This window comes from Ignavibacteriales bacterium (assembly GCA_016709155.1).
Taxonomy (GTDB): Bacteria; Bacteroidota; Ignavibacteria; order Ignavibacteriales; family Ignavibacteriaceae; genus JADJEI01.
Map to the genome: position 1 here is coordinate 556,392 of JADJEI010000013.1, position 18,923 is coordinate 575,314.

Below are 18,923 nucleotides of genomic sequence, written 5' to 3' on the forward strand. Positions count from 1 at the left end.
GATAAGCGACCACAAGCCAGGCAATCCCTTTTGCTAAAAAGAAAAAAAATCCTATCACACCTATTTTCTTTAAATGGTTTTTAAGCATCTGCCAACAATTTTATAAATATTAAAATATCCCGGATGAAATTATTGAATGATCCCGGGCAGAATTAATCCTAATCATTTTAAAAAACTTACCTCAATAAAATCATCTTTTTAGTTTCAATATAATTTCCGGAATGCAGTTGATAATAATACACACCGCTTGAAAGCAGTAAATTTTCGTCTGTGTTGAAATCTACTTCATAAGTGCCTGTAGGTTTATATTCATTCACTAATGTTGCAACTTCATTTCCTAACACATCAAACACCTTTAATGTAATTAATATGTCACCCTGAGCTTGTCGAAGGGTGGCAGAGGGAACAGTATATTTTATTTTTGTTGAAGGATTAAATGGATTCGGATAATTCTGTTCAAGTGAAAATTTATCTGGAGATTTGATTTCAACTTCGATAGAATTTGAATACTCGAATGTTCCATCCAAATCAATTTGCTTTAATCTGTATTGGTAGATACCTGCGACAAGATTTTTATCCACAACCGAATATGTATTTGCTTCAGTTGTAGTTCCATGACCATTCACGAAAACAATCTTTTCCCAATCTTGATTAGCATTTACTTTCCTTTCTACATCAAAACCTGAGTTATTCTTTTCGGAAGCTGTTGTCCATCGAAGGATAACATCACTATTATTAACTTCCGCGGTGAAGGAAGTTAATTCAACGGGCACAGTAGTAACAATAGCAACAGCAGTGTTGCTGTAGTTTGAAACATAGCTGTCATTAATAGCTGTTACTCTGTATGTGTAAGTATCTATCACAGAAACATTATCTGTAAAGGAAGTTTGATCAGCACCCACCGTTCCGACAATTTCGTAAATATTATTGCTGCCTTTTCTTTCAATTCTGAATCCGGTTTCGGAAGATGAATTATCAGACCAGTTCAGTTCAACAATTGAAGGATCAGTTGGATTAGCAATCAAGCCGGTTGGTGCTTCAAGTCCGGGGATGAATTCATAAATTTTTCCATTAGCGCCACATACATAAAATTCATAATTCATATCAGCACCGAAAGATAAAATGTTAGAAGCTGCTGTGAGCAAAAAAATATTTGAGCTGTCAGCAGGATGTAACTGCCAGATTTTTTTTGAGCAGTAGTCGCCATAAACATAATCGCCTGTCAATTCTGTTCTGCGATTGCCGCGATAAATAAATCCGCCGGTGATTGAACAATTTCCTCCTGCATGCTCAAATTCAAATATCGGAAATAGATAGTCGGTTCCGGTACAACCGCTTGTATTGTAGGGATGGTTTCCTTCGTAACATCTCCAGCCGTAGTTCCCGCCATTTTCGATCACATCAATTTCTTCCCACTGATTTTGTCCAACATCGCCGCACCAAAGTTCACCCGTAACAGGATCAAAGCTGAACCGCCATGGATTGCGCATCCCATAAGAATAAATTTCTTCTCTATAACCTTGTGTATTATTATAAAAAGGATTTGTAACAGGAATTCCATAGTTTAATCCGCCTTGTGGATTGTCAACATCAATACGTAAAATTTTTCCGAGCAACACAGATAAATTTTGTCCGTTATTAAAAGGATCGCCCGCAGAACCGCCATCACCCATTCCAATGTATAAGTAGCCATCCGGACCGAAGGAGATTTGCCCGCCGTTATGATTTGAGAATGGCTGATTAATTTCGAGCAAAATCAACTCGCTGTTTTTAATAGCTGAATCAGGATTAGCAGCACTTACTTCATATCGGGCAATCACAGTTCGCAGGGGAGAGTCAGCAGTGTAATCAACATAAAAATAACGGTTGTTTTCATAATCGGGATGAAAAGCCAGACCGAGTAAACCGGTTTCTCCACCACTTGTTACTTTATCGGTAATATTTAAGAATGTTTTACTCGTAGTTGTGTTTCTGTTATTTTCAAAAACTTTAATAATGCCCCCCTGCTGAACAATAAAAATTCTATCAGTTCCATCTCCAGAATTATACAAACCAACAGGACTTGAAAACGTTAAACTTGGAAATGCTTCCTGAATTTGAAACTGAGCGTTCAATTCAACGGAGGTGCATGTTAATAATGATGAAAAAAACATCATCACAATTGCTGATGTTAATCGGAGATTTTTCAAACTTTACCTCTTTTATTTTTTATTGAAATTGTATTTCTTGTTTTAGTTTTAATAGTTTTTTTAGCCTTTACCGGAAGTTCAATCAATCTTAAGAATTCATCAACTTTAAATTGGCTTCTAACTGAAACGTCCAACATTCTTTTCGTGTGGTTGATCATTTTCTGAATTGTTGTATTTTTTTTCTTCATTAACAATTCCGACCTTTTAACCATAGACCCTTTAGGGTTTTTACTTTCAGAGCTCTTCGCAGTTTTTTTTGATTTGAGAGTTTTTCTATCATCAAAAAAATGATGCTGTAAATAAAGCAGCATCAGCCAGATAATTAATTCTTCAAAACTTTCTTTGTTAAAGTACTTAATATCCTCGTGTGCATGTACTCTTAAAAATATTGAAGTTTCATTTTCAGTAAATAAATTTTTAATAACTTCAACAGGAAGAAATTTATCTTTCATTTGATAAAATTGTTTAAGAAATATTTCATTTGAAAGCATCTTAATTAAATAGATATTCTTGTAATTATGGTTTTTGTCGAAGCCAAGAATTTCAAATACTTCAAATAATAATTTTTCAATGAGAAGATTAGTAAAAGATTCATTCACATTTTTTGAATTAGTGGACAGATTCTTAAGGACAAGTTGAATAAATAAAAGAAGATGGAATTCAGCATTATCTTTTTTTATTAAAGGTAAAACATTTTCTATGTCGGCGATCCATTTTTTGTTTTTGGGATCTTTTTTTATTTCAAGAATATTTAAGATAAGTTCGTTCAGACTTTTTATATCTTTAAAAAAATCTGATTCGATAACTTTTGCATCCACCTTCATATCAAGAATCAACATCTCTTTTAAAACAGTCTGGAATAAGAATGACAGAGCAGATTTAAAAGATTCTTCACTTATATCAGAAAATAAAAAGCTTATAAATAATTTTACATTTGTTGTATCAAATAATTTTAATAACGAAGAATGAAGCGGTAATAGCTTTTGTTCTAACAACGCATGCTCAATTGATTCAACACCTCTACCATTAAGGAAATTACAAAGTGATTGAAATTCACCAGCAGCGTCAAAGATTTCATGGAAATTTAAGCAGACTTTGTAATCATAAGCTCTAAGAGTGAATGTTAAACCAAGCTCAAAAGATTCCTTTCCAGAGAGAAGGTACTGAAGTTTTGTCCGATGATCTGTATAAATATAAAAATGCTGGACATCATTTTTAAATTGAAGTGCATCTGCAATTTTTTGACTGAAGAAAAATTTTTCATCGCTGTTGATTTTGCTCTTCATTCTTCCACTCGAAAATTGAATATAACCAGTAGTTTCTGTATAGGAATTATTAAAAATGATTAATGCTTTTTCATCTCCCGAGCTATTAGTGCAAGCAAAAACATTTTCATCAACTTCATTTTGAGTAGTTACAAAATCATAAAGATCAAAATTATCCACCTGACTAAATAAGCGGCGTTTTTTCATTAATGGAAAAATTTCTTTTTGATGACGACTAACCAGATTCTCATCTACCATTTCATTATAATATGCACGCTGGTATTCCATTCCATATTTTTCGGAGAAACCTTCTATTTGCCCATGACCGAACATCGGCAGCCCTGGCAAAGTTACAAGCAGTGTAGCAACTCCAAAATATTTATCACCTTTCCCAAATTGATTTATTGCAGTTTCTTCATCGGGATTGCTCATAAAGTTCACATATCTTTTCAGAATTTCAGGATTAAATTCCAGAGTATTCTTAATTAGAAGTTTATATTTTTCATTTTCCTCCTTCATCATCATATGCATGAAGGCACTGTTATAAACGCGATGCATTCCCAATGTTCGCACAAAATAACCTTCCATCAACCAAAAGGCTTCTGCAAGTAAAAGTGTATTTGGCATTTCTTTATTAATTCGATCAACTACTTCTCGCCAGAACTCTTCGGGAATTAAAGCATCGAATTGTTCGCGGGTCATTGAATGATCTGCACGGGAGGGTATTGCCCCACCAGTCCCCGGCTGAGGAAACCAAAGCCGCTGAAAATGTTTCTTGGCTAATGTCATTGCGGCATCAAATCGTATTATCGGAGTTTTCCTTGCAACATGCATTATCATCTGAATCAGTGCTTCCCGAACTTCTGGAATTAGTAAATTTAATTGTGCCGTGTCATTCCACGGCATGTTTGTTCCGTCATTTCCGTGATAAATATAACGTACATTGCCGGTGTATTTATCAATTCGTTGAAATACAACTGCTGCATCCGTTCTCGAAAAATATTTATCTTCAATTCTAATTTCTACTCGATCATCTTCAGAAAGGTTTGGACCGAAAAATGAATAGCCGGGATAGGGGGGAGTGTCAGATTGTATAAAAAAATCCGGCTTTTCAATCATCCACTTTGAATAAATACCTGTATGATTTGGCACCATATCACTTGCAAGTCTGATCCCCCGTTTCCAGCAGCGTGATTTAAGATTTTCAAATGCGGGTTCACCACCGAGAGCATCTGCAATAACATAATCATAAAGTGAGTAAGCCGAAGATGCAGCGTCAATATTGCCTGTAAGATGCTTTATCTTTTTAGATGCGCTGCTTCTTTCCCAAATTCCAATTAACCAGACAGATGTAAAATTCCATTTGGCAATAGAGTCAAGTTCTTCATCCGGAATTTGATCGAGACGTCTTATCTCACGCTGATATTTTTTTGAAAGCTGATCAAGCCATACATACGCATTTTTTGCCAGCATAACTACTTCAGGCATCCAGTCAGTGTCCTCGGTAAAGAGTTCTTTCTCTTCATAAATAAAACTACTTTCATCTGAACTCAGTTTATCTCCGGCTTTTATTTTTAATTTTAATCTTTCAAAGTATTTCTGATCAAAATCATAAACCGGTACGGGGGGAGTCGCTTTTTCGCCGCCGCCATGTTTTACAAATAATTTATAGTCTTCATGTAATAAATCTCTGCCGGATAAAATTTTTAATCTGAAATCCGCCGGAATGTAAATTTTCCAGAAAGTGTTAATGAACTCAAGCTGAGCCTCAATGTCAAAAGGATTAGCAACAATTGGTTTGCGAAGAAAAGCGAATAAACTGATCTTTTCTTTACCAACAGGTTTTTCTTCTTCAAAATGTTTTTCGATTAGTTCGAGCAATTCGCTATAGCGTGTTTTCTCTTTAATTGTTCTATCCGAATACAATTCATCAAGCGGACGAGCAGCAGGGTTAGTGTTTTCAATGTGAAGCAGAATAAGTTCTTCTAGAATTATCTCACGATTGCTCTTGCTGACCGAAGCTGAATTAAGAAACTCTACTGGTGTTAATTCAGATTTGTAAACTGAAATTGGAGGGAACTCTTCAACGAAGGAAAGTAAAACTTCATCAAGATTTTTTTCATCTAAACTTAATTTTATTTTTTCAAGTGTTCTTCCGAAGATGCCGGGATTTTCATCCTCCTCATATTGTCTGATGATAAGATGATAAATCTCATGGATCAAACCGAGTGCGTTAATTTGTCCAGGTGTAATTTGTTCACTAAATCTTCCTTCATTTCTTCGCACGGAATTAATCTTTTCGGAAACAATTCTTGCCTGAGTAAAATCTGCAATGATGAGATTTCCTATCGTTGAAAAGAGAGAGTCTTCTATCTGATATTTCTTTCGGCTTGAAATATTTATGTGAAGATCGAATCGAATTGAAGTGGAAACAGATTTTTTATTACGAGCACGGCTTTGCATCAGTATTCCTAAACACAATTATAAAGATGAAAAACAAGATTGATTTGTGTGTTAATATAGCAAATCTTTTTTAGAATAGTAAAAACTCTGAAGCGTTACGGATGAAAGGCAATGCTCGAACCAACCCACGTTTTGTTTTTGTTAAAATCAACACCCATCATTTTTCCTTTGCTCATGCGGATGAGGTTGTTTACTAGAACTGGTGCTTTATTCCAAAGGAACATCATTCTAATTTCAACTTTTGAAGGTTCGTCGGGGGTTTCAATCAGCGGGGCGTATTCAATTTTCTGTTGGAGTATGTAATTATTTCTTTCGTTAATTCTCTGCAGTTTTTCTTTTGTCGGTTCAACATCAACACCTAAACCAGCAAACGAGAATAAAGGTTTTAATACGTATTTATGCAGATCATCGGGGATGCTTTGAAGATCGTTAAGGTAGTAACAGTGCGGAACATATTTCCCTTTGAGTACAGGCAGAGAATGTTTACTTATTCTGAAAAACCAATTTGGATGCCCCACCCACTCAACTTCTATATCATCTCTGAAATCAAAATTGAAGTTTAAATTTTTACGCTCAAGTTCGTCAAAGATTACACGATTGTAAATTCTTTTGATTGGAATTTCTTTTCCTTTGTCTTTATAGTAAAGTTTTGCTCCGTGTTTAATGACTTTTGTAATGCACACAGTTTTAATTCCAGTTAGTCTTTCAGTCGCGGCAAAGTCAATTCTTGTTTTTTGTTCTTCGGGATGAATCTCCAAAAGAATAACATTTTCAGAATTTTCATTTCCGACTATGGTTTCCTTAAGTATTTCCTGATAGGAATTAAGATTGTGACCGGAAAAATAACTTTGAAAATTTTCGGGTATCTCAAAATGTTTTCTGATTTTGTCATTAAAGAAAGCTTGATAACCATAAAGAGAAGGGAAACCCTGCAACTCAATTAATTTTGGGACAAAGCTTCCTTCTTCACTTTTACAGATTGCAAAATCAATTTGTAAAAATATTGGATGATCAGAGTCACCGGAGACTTTTAAATGGCTTGGAACGGCAGTTAAAGAATTTGTCAGAAAGTGTTCAGATTGAATTTGAAGAATTAAATCATCACAAGCTGATTCTAATTCTTTAGTAAGTTCTGCAGATAGAAATAGAGGAGTTTCCGAAACTCGAAAATCAGTTGGATAAATTAATGATGTGTTCAAATCATTAAGAAAATTATTGTATGCAGTTTCTGTGAACTGACTATTAAATTTTTTTCTTAGCTCTGGTATCATTAGATAAACACCGTATTAAGTTCTTCGATAGCAATTCTCAAGAAAGTAGGAAGCACGGTTTTACGAGTCAGCTTAGTAGCATTTGGATCTTCAAGCAGCCTTAACATTTCATCATACCTTTGTTCGCCGTACTTATCCGTAACCTGTTTTTTCCTTTCATCTTGTTTGAAGTGATACAACATACTGTTGGTATCAGCTTCAGGATGAAATTGAGTACCCATAATTTCATTTGATATTCTTACTGCCATCAAAGCTTGTTGATGCTCTTTGGACTCTGAGGGATCTTCAATTGCTAAAATATTTGCTCCAAGTTCTTGAATAATTTTTTCATCCGGGTTGATGACGTGATACTGTCTGAAGTCGGCAGCAAAAAATGGATCAGTAAGATTTTTTAATATAGAATCAATTTTCCCGGCATCGGTTCGGATAAAAGGAAGTATCCCGAAGGATTTTTCATAACGTTCAGTTACGTCTGCAAATTTAAAATACCTTGCCATCATCTGAAAAGAATGGCAAATAAAAAAAATATACTTTTTCCGATCCGAATTATTTTCATTGAATGACCAAAGGTTATCGAGCAATTTAAAATAATCTGAATCCCACTTTTTCCCCTCTCCCTCAAAAGGGCTTCCCGGGCCTCCGGAAGAAATATAAATATCAAAATCTGTTGATGGAATTTCATCTTTGTAACGAGTATCAAAAACTTCATAGGCTATGGGAGTATTATTAATAAGGCGGTCTTGTGCGGAGACAATTTCTTTTATACAGCGCATTCCTTCATTGCGCTCATTATTGTATAGGTCTATTATCGCCACATTAATTTCTTTGCTGCTCATTTATTCCTTTTGTTTTTTGTTATTAGTTTCTTCCAAACCAACGTGGGTTTCTTCAATGATATAATCCACAACGGATTTCGTATCATAAGTCTGTTCCCAAACATCAAGCTGCCTGTCTGCGCCTGTCCCGGTTTTGAGAATATTCATTACATAATTTATTTCTTCTCTCGAACCAAGTTCATCAACAACGTCATCAACAAAAGCAAGAAGTTCTTCAACAAGTGAGCTGAATGGAACTTCCTCTTTTTTCCCGAAGTCAATTAATTTGCCTTGAATTCCATAACGGGCAGCACGCCATTTATTTTCAGCAATAAGTGCGCGGCGGTAAAGTCTGAAACCAAGATTTTGTTTGATGAGTTTATAAAGTTTAACTACAACAGCTTGCATTAAAGCGGCGAGTGAAATTGTTTCATCAACCCGCATGGGAATATCACAAACTCTAAATTCTAATGTTTCAAAAACAGGATGAACGCGAATATCCCACCAAATCTTTTTGCCGTTATCAATACAGTTGGTCTTGACAAGTAGTTTTACATAATTATCATATTCAGCAAGGCTTCCGAAATAATCGGGAATTCCGGTGCGTGGAAATCTATCAAATACTTTGCTTCGATATGATTTGAATCCGGTATTTCTTCCAAGCCAGAATGGTGAATTGGTTGACAGAGCAAAAATGTGCGGTAAAAAATATCTTGCTGCATTCATTATGTGAATAGCGGTTTCTCTATCATCCAATCCAACATGAACATGTAAACCAAAAATCAAATTTGCTCGTGCAACTTGCTGCATATCTTCGATAATTTCTTTATATCGCGGATGGACAGTAATTCGTTGATCTTTCCAGTGAGAAAAGGGGTGGGTTCCTGCGGCTGCAATTCTTAGTCCTTTTGATTTTGCAAGCGCTGCAATCTTTTTACGAAGATTAGTAACCTGCACACGAGCATCTTTTATATCCTTGCAAATATCTGTCCCCATTTCAACAACGGATTGATGCATTTCAGGTTTAACATTTTCAGCAAGGATTAATTTCCCGTCTTCCATAATTTGCTGAATGTGTGAGCGAAGTTCTCTTGTTTCAGGATCAACTATCTGAAATTCTTCTTCTATCCCGAGTGTAAATAGATTTCCCTTTGTCATTTATTTCTCTTTCAAAAAATATTATGAATGATTAATAAAATATCATTTAAGCGGTTTATCGTTTGCATAATGCTTTATGAACTCACCCCAGGTTAAATTATTCTGATTCGGCTTGTGTGCCTTCGCCCTTCTGATAGCCATATTAGCGGCGGCTTCAACAATCCACTCGAAATTTTCCTGCCCGACAGAATTTACGTCAGCATCCGGGGCGGGGTTGCAGAAATCTATTGCGTACGGCACTCCGTCCCTGACGGCAAGCTCAACGGTATTAAAATCATATCCTAAATAATTATTTATCTTTAATACAATCTCCTTTAATTGATCCAGAAATTTTTTCTCGAAAGGTTTCGGATTTTGCACGTATCTTAAATGGTGAGGCTGTTTCGGGTCATATTGCATTATGTGAACGTCACGGCGGTCAAGACAGTAACATCTAAAGTATTCAGTGAAAATTATTTCTTCCTGCAGCATCATCACAAGCTGTCCTGTTTCGTTGTAAGCTTTGAAAAAATCTTCAGCATTATTAAGCTTATAAACATTTTTCCAGCCGCCGCCGGCAAATGGTTTGAAGTAAGCAGAAAAACCGACATATTCGAATATCGCTTCCCAATTCCACGGATAAGCAAGATTTCTAAATGAATTTGAATTAGTGTCAGGTGGGTGTTGATTAGAGGGAAGCAGAACTGTTTTTGGAACAGCGACACCAATTTTAGTTGATAAGGCATTGTTAAAAAATTTTTCATCTGCGCTCCACCAAAATGGATTGTTGATAACGGCAGTGCCTGTCAATGCTGCATTTTTCAAAAACCCTCTGTAAAACGGCACGTCCTGAGAAATTCTATCAATGATAATATCATAACCGCAAGGTTCGCCCTGTACAACTTTATCGAGGCTGACAAATTCTGCTGAAATACCTTCCTCTTTTTTAGCATTTATTCTTTCAACAAATGCTGGAGGAAAAGTATTTTCTTGTCCAAACAAAATCCCTATTTTTTTCATATTTAAGTCCTCTTATTGACTAATTGTTTAATATTATTTGAAATCAAAATTGATTTTATATTTAGAGCAATAATCATTTTTCGGAAGGTCAATTTTCTAATTCAAATATATGAAATAAAATATTGTTTTCAATAATTTTACTGATAAATGGTTTTAAATTCTCCTTGTCTTGCTTATAAAAACGAAACAATTTCGTGAAATACAAACTGATTATTTAATTATATTAGTATAAAAAAATTATGACACTAACTCAATTAGAATACGCAATAGCTGTTTATAATTATAAAAGTTTTTCAAAAGCTGCTGAACATTGTTTTGTAACTCAGCCAACATTGAGCATGCAAATTCAAAAACTTGAAGATATACTTGGTGCTCAAATATTTAATCGCTCTAAAAATCCAGTTGAACCAACCAAAATTGGTGTGAGAATAATTGAACAAGCAAGGATTATTATTCAACAAAAAGATGAGCTGCAAAGAATTTTAGCTGAAGAAAAGGGAGACTATAGCGGGCGAATTAAAATCGGTATTATTCCAACAATCGCTCCGTATTTACTGCCGCTGTTTCTTAAATCATTCATTAACAAATTTCCAAAGATTGAACTAATTATTGATGAACTCACTACGAGTGAAATCATATCAGGACTTAATAAATCCGTTCTTGATTTAGGAATTCTTGCTCTGCCGATAAATGATTTTAACATTGTTGAGGAGAGTCTTTATCTTGAACCGTTTGTTAGTTTTATCCCAAAAGAGCACAAGCTTTTTCTAAAGAAATCATTACAAGCAGAAGATATTTATTCAACCGATTTGCTTCTTTTAAAGGAGGGGCATTGCTTAAGGGATCAGATTTTAAAAATATGTCGAAGTTCTGAAAACGACTGGAATACAAGATCAAAAAAAATCTTATTTGAATTCGGAAATCTCGACACATTAATTTCTCTTGTTAAGCAAAATTTTGGTATTACTCTATTACCAAAATTGTCGCTTCTATATTTAAAAAGCGAAGACGATAAAAATCTTGTTCGTCCGTTTGAAGATCCTGTCCCCGTCCGTGAAGTAGGAATGGTTTACAGCAAGGGGTTTATTAAACAGCATATCACTCATGCTATCAAAAATGAAATTCTACTAACTTTGCCTGAATCTCTTAAAACAAAAAACAACACTAAAATTGTCTGATAAATATGTACACAACTAAAGCTAAAATTAATTTTTATGATTGCGACCCTGCTGGCATAATGTTCTTTGGAAATGTTTACAAATTATGTCATTCTGTTTATGAGGATTTTATTAATTCTTTACCGCTTGATTTTGATTTTTGGGGTGGAAATGATTTTGCAGTTCCAATATTGCATAGTGAAGCTGACTATCTTCAGCCGTTGAAAACAGGGGATGAAATAAGTATTGAAATGTCAGTTCTATTATTAAAAAAATATATGTATGAACTTTATTTTGAAATTAAAAATAATAATGGGGAATTATGCGACCGTGTTAAAACCACTCACATTTTTATTGACAGGGAGACAAAAAAGAAAATTGAAATGAATGATAAAATTTTCAACGCCCTGAAGAAGCATCTAAAATAAATCGCCTTCATTTTTAGACATATACATTTGGATTATTTTTTTGCGTAAAACTTTTCCAAGCGATGATTTCGGAAGTGAATCAAAAATATGAAACTCTTTTGGAATTTTATAATCAGCTATGTATTCTCGTAAATTCGACTTCATTTTTTCGAAATCTATTCTAATATTCTCATATGGGACAATTGCAGCAATTGTTCTCTGCCCCCATTTTTTATCATTGATTGGAAATACACAAACCTCTTTTATACCTGGAAAAATTTTAATGGCTGCTTCAACTTCAAATGGATTTATATTTTCTCCACCCGAAACAATTAAATCAGATCTTCGACCTTTGATAAATAAATATCCATCTTCATCAAGATAACCAACATCTCCAGAATAATATACTCCATTTGATAATTTTTGTGAAGTTGCTTCTGAATCAAATAAATATCTGTTAAATAATGTCTCGCCCTTCACGGTAATTTCTCCAGATGTATTTGCAGGAAGTTTTTTCCCGCTCTCATCGCCAATAATTATAACATTTGGTGGGATGGGCTTTCCAGCAGAACCACTTTTAAATTTGAATTCAGCGGGCGTGAGAATGGAAATGAATGATGCGGTTTCTGTTGATCCATAAACTTTGTGAATATTCCATCCAAGAGTAATCGCAGATGCGATCAAATCGGTGTCAATCCTACCCCCACCAATCAATACGATTCGTAATTCCGGATTTGGCGAAATCTTTTTATCCACAAATTCTTTTAGTTGAGGTGACACAAGTGATAAGAGAGATGGTTTTTCTTCTTGAATACTAGTTCCAATTGATTCCACAGATAAATCGTCCGGTAATATTAGAGTGCATCCTGCGAATAAAGCACGTGTAAAAATTGAAAATCCCCCAATGTGATAGAATGGTAAACTTGCCAGCCATTTATCATCTTCGGATTGATGAAGAATCTGATCTGCGGATTTAAAACTCTGATACAAACTATTGAATGACAACTCCACTGCTTTTGGTTTTGAGGTTGAACCGGAAGTAAAAATTATTACAGCAGGATAGGATAGATTAAACTGTTCATTCTTTTTTTTGACAGGTAATTCTGAGCTTAAAATAATTTCTAAGCAAGGTTTGGAAAATTCAGAAAATATTTTTTTTTGTGAAGAAGAAATTAAAACGATTTTACAAAAAACAATTTGATTTTCAATTTCAGCTTTAGTTAATCTTGTGTTTATTAAAACCGGTATGGCTTCAATCTGCCACAGAGCCAAAATCGAAACAATAAATTCCAGATTGTTTTCCGAGAGAACAGCCGCGTAATCTCCCTTACTTATTTTTCTTTCAAAAAGAATTTTCTGAAATTGCATTACCCGAGAACTGATTGCAGAAAAATCAAAACTATTTCCGCCGGATTTAATTCTGAAGGATGGATGAATTAGGATTTTTTTTGTCGTAAGATTGCTCTCAATATTCATTAAACAATTAACCCGATTGAAAACAAAAGCCCGAACAGTGCTGATTCTTTTGCAGTAAGTTCAAGAGCTTTATTTAATTCATCCGCGTTTTTTGAATTTAACATTTTTATCAACTTTAAAATTATTGGCAAACTGATTAACGGAAGAAGTATGAAAAAATGATAATCAAACAATACAAAAAATATTAATGGTACCAGAAATGCAAACAAACTTAGAATCAAGTATTGGTAAAAAGAAAAGATTTCACCAAGTTTAACTGCGAGTGTGTATTTACCGGCTTCTTTATCTTCTTTAATGTCTCTGTAATTATTTACAACAAGAATATTAGTGATCAATGCTCCAACAGGGATTGAAGCGATTATAGATTCAACAGTAATATTCTGATGATGTAAAAAATAAGTGCCGCAAGTTCCAACCAACCCAAAAAAAATAAAAACGAATACATCACCAAGCCCATTGTAAGCAAGCGGAAATGGTCCCGCTGTATAAGCCAATCCAGCCAAGATCGAAACCATTCCAACAATTAATATCACCCAGCTTGTTGAGTAAACGAGATATAAACCAAGCAGAAATGCTGAGGAGAAAACTAAAATTATTCCAATAGTCATTTCTTTTTTTGATATTAATTGGCTAACAAGCACGCGCAAAGGACCTTTTCTATTTTCATTATCTGCCCCCTTTAAATAATCATAAAGATCATTTGTAAAATTTGTTCCAACCTGAATTAGAATGGAACATAGAAAAGCTACGAAGGAGTAAATAAAATTAAATTTTCCATCATGTACAGCAAGAGCTGAGCCAACCATTACAGGAACAAGCGCAGCCGGCAGAGTACGTGGTCTGCTTGCAAGAATCCAACTTTGAAATTTTGAAATATTTAGTTGCCGATTTATCATTTGCGACTTACGGCAGCTTCGGATATTTTTTAAAATCAGGCTTTCGTTTTTCGTTGTACGCTTTTTTGCCTTCTTGAGCTTCCTCACTCATATAATAAAGGAGGGTAGCGTTTCCGGCAAGTTCTTGAATACCAGCCTGTCCATCAAGTTCTGCATTGAATGCTGATTTCAGAAGCCTGATAGACATTGGACTATGCTGTAGAATTTCCTTTGCCCAATTTACACCCTCCTCTTCAAGTTTATCGAGCGGGACAACTTTATTTATTAATCCCATTTGTAAAGCTTCCTCAGCATTGTATTGCCTGCATAAGTACCAGATTTCACGGGCTTTTTTTTGTCCAACTAATCTTGCAAGATAACTTGAACCAAATCCTCCGTCAAAGCTGCCTACTTTTGGACCGGTCTGACCAAAAATTGCATTATCGGCTGCGATTGTCAAATCACAAATAACATGTAATACATGTCCGCCGCCAACGGCATAGCCAGCGACAAGGGCGATTACAGCTTTCGGAATGCTTCTTATAAGTTTTTGAAGGTCAAGAACATTTAATCTTGGAACACCATCCTTGCCGACATAACCTTTGTCACCACGGATGCTTTGGTCCCCGCCGGAACAAAAAGCATATTTTCCATCTTCAGCAGGGCCGTTGCCTGTGAGCAGAATAACTCCAATTGATTGATCTTCGCGGGCATCAGAGAAAGCCTCATACATTTGAAATACTGTCTCAGGACGGAAAGCATTTCGCTTTTCAGGTCGGTTAATAGTAATCTTTGCGATACCATCAAATTTTTCATAAATAATATCAGAGTAATCTTTTACTTTAGCCCAGTGATGTTTCATTGTTTCCTTTTTAAATATTTATTCAAAAATAAAGAAATGTTTTGAAACTATAACTTCATAAGAAATGAATTTAAAACTTCACAAAATTTATTTGGATTTTCGAGATGTGTATTGTGTCCGGTACCTTCAATGCTAACATGCTGCGAGAAGGGAAGTAGTTCGGACATCAATTTATTTATTTCAGAAAATTTAGTATCGGATGATCCTGTAATCAAAAGTGTTTTTTTATTTAAATCTTTTAGCTCACTAAATAGTACCGGCATTGCACCAGTACCGAAGCCAATCAAAGAGTTTGCAAGTCCAACCGGGTTATTTTTAAGTTTAGCGTTTCTAATTTCATCTAAGGTTATTTTATCAAGTTTTGTCTGTGAATCAAATAAATCAAGATTCATCCAGTAATCAACAAATTCAGAAACTGGATGATTCAAGATAAATTGAGCAAGTTCATTATCTTTTTGAACTCGCATTTGCCGTTCACTCTCATTTAATATACCGGCAGTTGAACTTTCGAGAATCAGTGCTTCGACGAGATTAGGATTATGAATGCTAAAATTTAGTGCCGCTCTGCCCCCCATTGAATAACCGCATAAAATAATTTTATTTTTACGAAAATATTTAATACCAGCTTTGATTATTTCTGAAATAAAATCAATATTATAATAAGATAAATCAGCCGGGCTGCTAGTTTCGCCATGCCCGATTAAATCAATTGCAGCGAGATTATATTTCCCATCAATAAGATTAGTGATTCTCTTCCAGTCGTTAGAATTTCCGCTAAAACCATGCAGGAATAGTATCAAATCATCTTGAGGATTGTAAAATCGTAAAAGGTTTAAGTTGATGAAAATATCTCTGTATGCAATTTTCATTTTTCGATAAAATGCAAAATGCTTATCAACGTAGTCCAGTATTTATTTCTGAGTGTAAGCGATAGTTTGGCATCTGTTTTTATTTCGAGCACAGTAAGCTGTTTTATTTTGAGGGCTTTTTTAATTTCAACTTCCAGATGAGTCCAGCTTTTAATTGCCGTATGCCTGCAGTGAAATGCAGTTACTATTTTCTTGAAATTCAAATTATGTTTTGAGAGAAAATATTTTTCGAACTCATATTTATATTTAGCGATAGGTAGAACTTCAAATATTCTGCCGCCGAAATTATTTATCAATATTACTACAATTGGAATTGTATTTTTTATTGATATTAATAATGAGTTTATGTCATAATAAAATGCCAGATCGCCTGATATAAGTATTGCAGGTTTTTTATCTGCTGCAGCAATACCGAGCGCTGTTGATGTAATGCCGTCAATTCCACTTGCCCCGCGGTTAAAAAATATGTTCAAATTGCTGCTTGATAATAAAGTGAAATAGTCGAAATCTCGTATTGGCATACTGTTGGACAGCATTATTGAAGAATTGGATTTGATAGAGTTTAGTACAACCTCTGAAACTTTACATTCATTTGGAAAATTTGAATTGCTGATGATTTTATTTTTTAATAATCCAGCGGCTCTGTCCGCTTCCTGAATGTATTCAATCCAATTTTTATTAATTCTATTTAGTTTATTCACCGGAAGTGCATCTAGTAATTTGCAGCAGAATAGGCTGGGGTTAACTGCAAATACGCTCTTTGTTTTTTTTGCAGGATCGAAACAATCTCCGAACTCATTTATTAAATATTTAACAGCATTCGTTTTTTCAAAAAAGATTTCTAATCCTTTGGAGGTTACAGTTCTTCCAAAGTGAAGAATCAATTCAGGGTCGAATTTGATTAAAAAAATTTCTGAACGAAGCAGCGCATCATAATTAGTTATTAAATTATTACAATCAATATTTCCAAATCGCAAGCCTGAAAGAGCATCGGCAAAAATCGGGTAGCCAAGTATGGCTGATAATTTTATCAGATTAAATTTATTCTGCTCGTTAAAAGATTCCGGTCCTGCAATTAAAATTCCTCTTTGTGATGTATTGATTGACTTTAAAATTTCTTCGAAGGAAACTGATTGATTTAATTTATTGTTACTATTGATTGAACTTCGTTTTAAAACAACTTCCTTCGACTGAAATTCAGGATAAAATTTATTATCAAAGTCATCTGTAAAAGAATTTTTCTCAAAAGGTTTTCTAAAAGGAAAATTTATGTGAACAGGACCGCGATCTCTGAAAGCAGAAATCTTAAAAGCATTTATTGCGATATTTCTTATCGCGACAAGTTTTCCGGGAGATAACTGTGGTAAGCCTGGATTGCAAAACCATCTAATGTGATTATGATACAAATCATTTTGATTTATTGCTTGATTTGCCCCCACGTTTTGCAATTCGGGGGGACGGTCAGCGGTACAAATTATTAGCGGCACTCGCTGCTGATAAGCTTCTACTATTGCCGGATGTAATTCAACGGCGGCGGTGCCTGAAGTACAGACTACTGTTACCGGGGTTTGCGTTCGTTTTGCTAAACCAAGCGCAAAGAAGGCAGAACTCCTTTCATCAATTATAAAATAACTTTTAATTTTTTTACTGGAGGAAAATGCCTGTATTAGTGGTGTATTTCGCGAGCCGGGTGATATGCAGCAATGTTTTACACCGAGAATTTCAAGCTGTTTGACAAATATTTCAGCCCACAGAAAATTTCGGTTAACTTTTATTTTCATTATTGAAAAGGGAAACTATCGTGTGTAATTTCAATTCCGTTTCTTTAAACTCATCTTCGGGCTCAGAATCCTGCACAATACCGCTGCCTGCGTAAGCATAAAGAGTATGATTAATTTGTAGTGCGGATCGAAGTGATATAACAAATTCAGCTTCACCTAAAAGATTAAACCAGCCAATAATTCCAGAATATAGTCCGCGTTTTTGTTCTTCAAGTTTTTTAATCAAATGGATTGCGTTTTCTTTTGGAACTCCGCATACGGCAGGGGTTGGAAATAATTCTTTCAAAGTTGAAAACAAAGATTCATCCTTTTTTAAAGTTACCCGGAACGATGTGCTGATATGCTGTATGTTGGGTAATTTTTTCGCCGTCAATGGATTTTCGATATTAATATTGACTGTAATAGGTGTTAAAACATTTTTAATGTATTCAACAACAAAATTATGTTCTCGAATATTTTTTCAGACATTAAAACATCTTTTTCGATTGATAAGTCTTCTATTTCATCTTTACCGCGAGGTGCAGAACCGGCGAGAACTTCAATCATCATTTTTCCTGCTGAAAATAATGCAAGTCTTTCGGGTGAAGCGCCAAAAAAATTTGATTTACCATGGTGGTAGCAAAAAATACTACAGCGGGGATAACTGGTTCTGAGGGATTCGGCTAAATAATCTAAATTCGGTTCGTTATTTAATAAAAGTTCAATTCGGCGCGATAGAACTACTTTGTCAATATTATTTTCCAAAATATTTTCAAGCGCATGTGTAACAAATCCTTTCCATTTCTTTTTTTCCTTTGGAGAATTTCCACTGATAGATTTTATTTTTGCTTGAAGAACTTCTTTTTCAGTTTGATCAAACAGGGATTCAAGTTTCTTTTTTATTCTTTCTTTTATTTTCTCTATATGAGTTGTAGAGCTAAAACTTACATTAAATACTAAAAAGTTTTTTTGATTGGTTCGGAATAACATTACTTCAGGAATAAACCATGTTGAGTCGTCAAATTCAGTCCAAATGTCTTCGGAACGTTCGGGTTGAAATTTCATAGCTCCAACGAAAAGTGGGATATTCAATGGCTTCGAAGAATCCCAATTGGAAATTACATTCGACTTAAGTTCATTCATTTTTTTCTCGGTTGCAACGAATCTCGTTTCACCGTTTTCGGAAATTTTATATACTTCGTCCAATCCGATAACCACGTAATCTTCAGAAGGCTTTTCAAAATAAAAAGATCTTTCAAAAGATTTTAGCGAAGTGTTAAGATTATGTTTTCCAATTGGTCCGGTAACCAAAAAATAAAATTTACTAATTCGCTTTGGTTGCCGTTGTTTTTGTCAT

At 34.6% G+C, this 18,923-nt stretch carries 15 protein-coding genes; 2 read left to right on the forward strand and 13 right to left on the reverse strand.

Features of this window, described 5'->3' with window-relative positions:
* Nucleotides 1-176: 176 nt before the first annotated feature.
* The 6 genes from IPH11_15840 to IPH11_15865 all read right to left on the reverse strand — a co-directional run bounded on the left by IPH11_15840 (nucleotide 177) and on the right by IPH11_15865 (nucleotide 10,160).
* The gene (locus tag IPH11_15840) at nucleotides 177-2,189 is read right to left on the reverse strand and encodes a PQQ-dependent sugar dehydrogenase (protein MBK6915054.1); all 2,013 of its coding nucleotides are present in this window, start codon (nucleotides 2,187-2,189) and stop codon (nucleotides 177-179) included.
* Nucleotides 2,186-5,917 carry an alpha-amylase gene (locus tag IPH11_15845; GenBank protein MBK6915055.1) on the reverse strand — a complete coding sequence of 1,244 codons (3,732 nt, stop codon included), beginning with the start codon at nucleotides 5,915-5,917 and terminating at the stop codon, nucleotides 2,186-2,188. The genes IPH11_15840 and IPH11_15845 overlap by 4 nt, the downstream gene beginning before the upstream one ends.
* A 95-nt stretch (nucleotides 5,918-6,012) precedes the next feature.
* Nucleotides 6,013-7,188, reverse strand: coding sequence for a hypothetical protein (locus tag IPH11_15850; GenBank protein MBK6915056.1), 1,176 nt, complete (start codon nucleotides 7,186-7,188; stop codon nucleotides 6,013-6,015).
* Nucleotides 7,188-8,024: a GMP synthase gene (locus IPH11_15855; protein ID MBK6915057.1), complete on the reverse strand. Its 837-nt coding sequence runs from the start codon at nucleotides 8,022-8,024 to the stop codon at nucleotides 7,188-7,190. Before IPH11_15855 ends, IPH11_15850 begins: the two co-directional genes overlap by 1 nt.
* Nucleotides 8,025-9,161, reverse strand: a complete 1,137-nt coding sequence (locus tag IPH11_15860; protein MBK6915058.1) for a carboxylate-amine ligase — start codon at nucleotides 9,159-9,161, stop codon at nucleotides 8,025-8,027. It abuts the gene before it with no gap.
* Between the two features lie 42 nt (nucleotides 9,162-9,203).
* Complete coding sequence (locus IPH11_15865) at nucleotides 9,204-10,160, reverse strand: hypothetical protein (GenBank protein ID MBK6915059.1); 957 nt, start codon at nucleotides 10,158-10,160, stop codon at nucleotides 9,204-9,206.
* A gap of 239 nt (nucleotides 10,161-10,399) precedes the next feature.
* Between IPH11_15865 and IPH11_15870 the strand changes: the two genes are divergently transcribed.
* Together IPH11_15870 and IPH11_15875 are read left to right on the forward strand one after the other, a co-directional pair.
* Nucleotides 10,400-11,338: a hydrogen peroxide-inducible genes activator gene (locus IPH11_15870; GenBank protein MBK6915060.1), complete on the forward strand. Its 939-nt coding sequence runs from the start codon at nucleotides 10,400-10,402 to the stop codon at nucleotides 11,336-11,338.
* 5 nt (nucleotides 11,339-11,343) lie between these two features.
* On the forward strand, nucleotides 11,344-11,745 hold the full coding sequence (locus IPH11_15875) for an acyl-CoA thioesterase (GenBank protein ID MBK6915061.1): 402 nt from the start codon (nucleotides 11,344-11,346) through the stop codon (nucleotides 11,743-11,745).
* Here the strand turns inward: IPH11_15875 and menE are convergent.
* From menE to IPH11_15910, 7 genes are read right to left on the reverse strand one after another with little or no spacing between them, the layout of a single operon-like run.
* Nucleotides 11,737-13,200, reverse strand: coding sequence for an o-succinylbenzoate--CoA ligase (gene menE / locus IPH11_15880; GenBank protein ID MBK6915062.1), 1,464 nt, complete (start codon nucleotides 13,198-13,200; stop codon nucleotides 11,737-11,739). The genes IPH11_15875 and menE overlap by 9 nt on opposite strands.
* Nucleotides 13,200-14,096, reverse strand: coding sequence for a 1,4-dihydroxy-2-naphthoate polyprenyltransferase (locus tag IPH11_15885; GenBank protein ID MBK6915063.1), 897 nt, complete (start codon nucleotides 14,094-14,096; stop codon nucleotides 13,200-13,202). The genes menE and IPH11_15885 overlap by 1 nt, the downstream gene beginning before the upstream one ends.
* A 7-nt stretch (nucleotides 14,097-14,103) precedes the next feature.
* Nucleotides 14,104-14,937, reverse strand: a complete 834-nt coding sequence (menB, locus tag IPH11_15890) for a 1,4-dihydroxy-2-naphthoyl-CoA synthase (protein ID MBK6915064.1) — start codon at nucleotides 14,935-14,937, stop codon at nucleotides 14,104-14,106.
* Between the two features lie 47 nt (nucleotides 14,938-14,984).
* The gene (gene menH / locus IPH11_15895) at nucleotides 14,985-15,806 is read right to left on the reverse strand and encodes a 2-succinyl-6-hydroxy-2,4-cyclohexadiene-1-carboxylate synthase (GenBank protein ID MBK6915065.1); all 822 of its coding nucleotides are present in this window, start codon (nucleotides 15,804-15,806) and stop codon (nucleotides 14,985-14,987) included.
* Nucleotides 15,803-17,587, reverse strand: coding sequence for a 2-succinyl-5-enolpyruvyl-6-hydroxy-3-cyclohexene-1-carboxylic-acid synthase (gene menD, locus IPH11_15900; protein MBK6915066.1), 1,785 nt, complete (start codon nucleotides 17,585-17,587; stop codon nucleotides 15,803-15,805). Before menD ends, menH begins: the two co-directional genes overlap by 4 nt.
* Nucleotides 17,571-18,041, reverse strand: a complete 471-nt coding sequence (locus tag IPH11_15905; protein MBK6915067.1) for a chorismate-binding protein — start codon at nucleotides 18,039-18,041, stop codon at nucleotides 17,571-17,573. Before IPH11_15905 ends, menD begins: the two co-directional genes overlap by 17 nt.
* Nucleotides 17,996-18,877 (reverse strand): chorismate-binding protein, encoded by an 882-nt coding sequence (locus IPH11_15910; protein MBK6915068.1) that lies wholly within the window; start codon nucleotides 18,875-18,877, stop codon nucleotides 17,996-17,998. The genes IPH11_15905 and IPH11_15910 overlap by 46 nt, the downstream gene beginning before the upstream one ends.
* Nucleotides 18,878-18,923: the final 46 nt, after the last annotated feature.

What these genes read in the sequence shown, in the direction of transcription:
- IPH11_15865 (MBK6915059.1), bottom strand. Translation starts at nt 10,160, where the DNA reads ATGAAAAAAATAGGGATTTTGTTTGGACAAGAAAATACTTTTCCTCCA.
- menD (MBK6915066.1), bottom strand. Translation starts at nt 17,587, where the DNA reads ATGAAAATAAAAGTTAACCGAAATTTTCTGTGGGCTGAAATATTTGTC.
- menH (MBK6915065.1), bottom strand. Translation starts at nt 15,806, where the DNA reads ATGAAAATTGCATACAGAGATATTTTCATCAACTTAAACCTTTTACGA.
- IPH11_15860 (MBK6915058.1), bottom strand. Translation starts at nt 9,161, where the DNA reads ATGACAAAGGGAAATCTATTTACACTCGGGATAGAAGAAGAATTTCAG.
- menB (MBK6915064.1), bottom strand. Translation starts at nt 14,937, where the DNA reads ATGAAACATCACTGGGCTAAAGTAAAAGATTACTCTGATATTATTTAT.
- IPH11_15855 (MBK6915057.1), bottom strand. Translation starts at nt 8,024, where the DNA reads ATGAGCAGCAAAGAAATTAATGTGGCGATAATAGACCTATACAATAAT.
- IPH11_15850 (MBK6915056.1), bottom strand. Translation starts at nt 7,188, where the DNA reads ATGATACCAGAGCTAAGAAAAAAATTTAATAGTCAGTTCACAGAAACT.
- IPH11_15885 (MBK6915063.1), bottom strand. Translation starts at nt 14,096, where the DNA reads ATGATAAATCGGCAACTAAATATTTCAAAATTTCAAAGTTGGATTCTT.
- IPH11_15870 (MBK6915060.1), top strand. Translation starts at nt 10,400, where the DNA reads ATGACACTAACTCAATTAGAATACGCAATAGCTGTTTATAATTATAAA.
- IPH11_15875 (MBK6915061.1), top strand. Translation starts at nt 11,344, where the DNA reads ATGTACACAACTAAAGCTAAAATTAATTTTTATGATTGCGACCCTGCT.
- menE (MBK6915062.1), bottom strand. Translation starts at nt 13,200, where the DNA reads ATGAATATTGAGAGCAATCTTACGACAAAAAAAATCCTAATTCATCCA.
- IPH11_15845 (MBK6915055.1), bottom strand. Translation starts at nt 5,917, where the DNA reads ATGCAAAGCCGTGCTCGTAATAAAAAATCTGTTTCCACTTCAATTCGA.